Source organism: Kitasatospora sp. NPDC047058 (assembly GCF_040643935.1).
Classification (GTDB): Bacteria; Actinomycetota; Actinomycetes; order Streptomycetales; family Streptomycetaceae; genus Kitasatospora.
On the sequence record NZ_JBEYVJ010000673.1, the window covers coordinates 1 to 2,687 of the forward strand.

At 74.7% G+C, this 2,687-nt stretch carries 1 protein-coding gene; it reads left to right on the forward strand.

The features are described from left to right. Positions 1–80 precede the first annotated feature (80 nt). A partial coding sequence (locus ABZ885_RS39110) for a condensation domain-containing protein (protein WP_360199661.1) occupies positions 81–2,687 on the forward strand: 2,607 nt, incomplete at its 3' end.

The window sequence follows — 2,687 nt, forward strand, 5'->3', positions numbered from 1 at the left end:
GTCGAGGGTGACCGCGAGCTCCGGGTAGCTCTTGTCGTCGCGGTACTTGACGTTGAAGCGGGGGTCGAATCCTGTGCGGCCTGTTCGCCGAGGTGCTCGGCGTGCCGCAGGTCGGCGTCGACGAGGACTTCTTCGACCTGGGCGGGCACTCCCTGCTCGCCACCCGGCTGACCGCGCGGGTGCGCTCGGTGCTCGGCGTCGAGCTCGGGCTGCGCGCGCTCTTCCAGTCGCCCACCGTGGCCGGTCTGGCCGGGGCGCTGGCCGCGGACGCGGGCCTGGTCCGCCCGGCGCTGACCGCGCACGAGCGGCCGGAGGCGGTGCCGCTCTCCTTCGCCCAGCGCCGGCTCTGGTTCCTGCACCGCATGGACGGCAGCGCCGCCACCTACCACATCCCGCTGGCACTCCGGCTGACCGGAACGCTCGACCGGGCGGCGCTGGACGCGGCGCTGGCCGACGTGGCGGCCCGGCACGAGAGCCTGCGCACGGTGTTCCCGGAGGTCGACGGCGTGCCGTGCCAGCGCGTGCTGGACCCGGCCGAGGCCCGGCCCCGGGCGCGGCTGACCGACGTGCCGGCGGCCGAACTGCAGGACCGGCTAGCCGAGTTCGCCCGACGGCCGTTCGACCTCGCGGCGGAGCCGCCGCTGCGCGCGGAGCTGTTCGCGGTGGCGGAGAAGCCGGACGAGCACGTGCTGCTGGTGGTCATGCACCACATCGCCGGTGACGGCTGGTCCACCGGCCCGCTGGCCCGTGACCTGGCCGAGGCCTACGCCGCCCGGTGCGAGGGCCGGGAGCCGGGCCGGCCGGAGCTGCCGGTGCAGTACGCCGACTACACGCTGTGGCAGCGCGACCTGCTCGGCGACGCCGCCGACCCGGACAGCCGCTTCGCCGAGCAGCTCGACTACTGGAAGCGCCAGTTGTCCGGCCTTCCGGAGCTGCTCCGGCTGCCCGTCGACCGGCCGCGCCCTGCGGTCGCCGGGTGGCACGGGGACCACGTCGGCCTGGAGCTGAGCCCCGAACTGCACGTGGCGCTGCTGGAGTTGGCGCGGCGCACCGGCACCAGTCTGTTCATGGTGCTGCAGGCGGGCCTCGCCGCGCTGTACACGCGGCTGGGTGCGGGGACGGACATCGCGATCGGGAGCCCGATCGCGGGGCGGACCGACGAGGCGTTGGACGAGCTGGTCGGGTTCTTCGTGAACACGCTGGTGCTGCGCACGGACACGAGCGGGGACCCGGGCTTCGCCGAACTGCTCGGGCGGGTACGGGAGACGGCGCTGTCGGCGTTCGCGCACCAGGACGTGCCGTTCGAGCACCTGGTGGAGGTGCTGAACCCCTCCCGGTCGCTGTCGCACCACCCGCTGTTCCAGACCATCCTCGCCGTGCAGAACGCGCCGATGGGCCGGTTCTCGCTGCCCGGCCTGGACGTCGCCACCTACGCGGTGCCCACCGGGACCGCCAAGTTCGACCTCGGTGTGAGCCTCGCCGAACAGTTCGGTCCGGACGGGAGCCCGGCCGGGATCGCCGGCGCGGTGGAGTACGCCACCGACCTGTTCGACCACTCGACGGTCGCCGCCCTGGCCCGGCGCTGGACGCTCCTGCTGGAGGCCGTCACCGCCGACCCGGAGCAGCCGATCGGACGGATCGACCTCCTCGACGCCGACGAGCGGCACCACCTGCTGGAGCGGGGCAACGCGACCGCCCGCGAGGTGGCCGCCGTCCCGGTGCCGCAGGCCTTCGCCGCCCAGGTGGCGGCGACGCCGGATTCGGTCGCCCTGGTCAGTGGCGACCTGGAACTGAAGTACCGCCAGTTGAACGCACGGGCCAACCGGTTCGCGCACTCGCTGATCGCCCGCGGAGTGGGGCCGGAGCAGCTGGTCGCGGTGGCCCTGCCACGGTCGGTGGAAGCGGTGGTGGCCGTCCTGGGCGTGCTCAAGGCCGGTGCCGCCTACCTGCCGGTGGATCCGGCGTACCCCGCCGCCCGGATCGCGTTCATGCTCGACGACGCCCGCCCGGCCGTGGTGGTCGACGACCCGCCGATGGTGGCCGACGTCGCGGAGTGGCCCGACACCGACCCCGAGGTCACCCTCGACGTCCGGCAGCCGGCCTACGTGATCTACACCTCCGGCTCGACCGGCCGCCCCAAGGGCGTCGTGGTCGCCCACGGCGGCGTGGCCAGCCTGGTCGCCGCCCAGATCGAACGGTTCGCGATCGAGCCCGACAGCCGGGTGCTCCAGTTCGCCTCGCCCAGCTTCGACGCCTCGGTGTCGGAGATCTACACCGCCCTGCTGCGCGGCGCGGCCCTGGTGCTGCCGCCCGCGGCGGACCCGGTCGCCGCGCTGACCGACCCGGACCTCGCCGTCACCCACGCGACCGTGCCCCCGTCCGTCCTGGCCGCCCTGCCGGAGGACTCGCTGACGGTGGCGACGCTGATCGTGGCCGGGGAGGCGTGCCCGCCGGAACTGGTGGCCCGGTGGGCGCCCGGGCGCCGGATGATCAACGCCTACGGTCCGACCGAGACCACGGTGTGCGCGACGATGAGCGACCCGCTCACCCCCGGCTCCGGCGCGCCGCCGATCGGCCGGCCGATCACCAACGCCCGGGTGTACGTGCTGGACGAGCGGCTGCGGCCGGTGCCGCCCGGCGTGCCCGGCGACCTGTACGTCGCGGGCGCGGGGCCGATCGGGAGAGCG